At 39.7% G+C, this 506-nt stretch carries 1 protein-coding gene; it reads left to right on the top strand.

Annotated features, from left to right (window positions below; genetic code table 11):
• Positions 1 to 482, top strand: a 482-nt coding sequence (locus tag Y887_RS19785; protein ID WP_211257026.1) for a ribonucleotide reductase barrel domain-containing protein, incomplete at its 5' end; no start/stop codon positions are given.
• Positions 483 to 506: the final 24 nt, after the last annotated feature.

Here is a 506-nt window from a genome sequence, read left to right as displayed (position 1 = left end):
AACTACGAGCTGAACTCAAAGAACATGGAATTCGTAACTCAACGTTGTCTGCTCTCATGCCATGTGAATCAAGCAGTCAAGGCTCAAATAGCACAAACGGTATAGAACCACCTCGTGGACCTGTAAGTATTAAAGAATCTAAAGAAGGCAACTTCCGACAGGTTGTTCCTAATATCGAACATAACATGAGTCTTTACGACTACGCGTGGAAACTTGCTAAGAAAGGTAATAAACCTTATTTGACCCAAGTTGCTATCATGTTGAAATGGGTGTGCCAATCTGCTTCTGCTAATACTTACTATGACCCTGCAGTATTTGAGAAAGGTAAAGTGCCAATGTCAGTAATGCTTGACGATCTGCTTTACTTCTGGTACTTTGGCGGAAAAAACCTCTACTATCATAACACTCGAGATGGTTCTGGTACAGATGACTATGAGTTAGAAACACCTAAAGCAGATGATTGTTCATCCTGTAAATTATGATATAATTACCACAAGGATGTGGTT

The sequence above is a fragment of the Xanthomonas pisi DSM 18956 genome (genome assembly GCF_001010415.1).
Classification (GTDB): domain Bacteria; phylum Pseudomonadota; class Gammaproteobacteria; order Xanthomonadales; family Xanthomonadaceae; genus Xanthomonas; species Xanthomonas pisi.
Note: the sequence above shows the minus strand (reverse complement) of the source record. Positions and strands in the feature narration are given on the sequence as shown.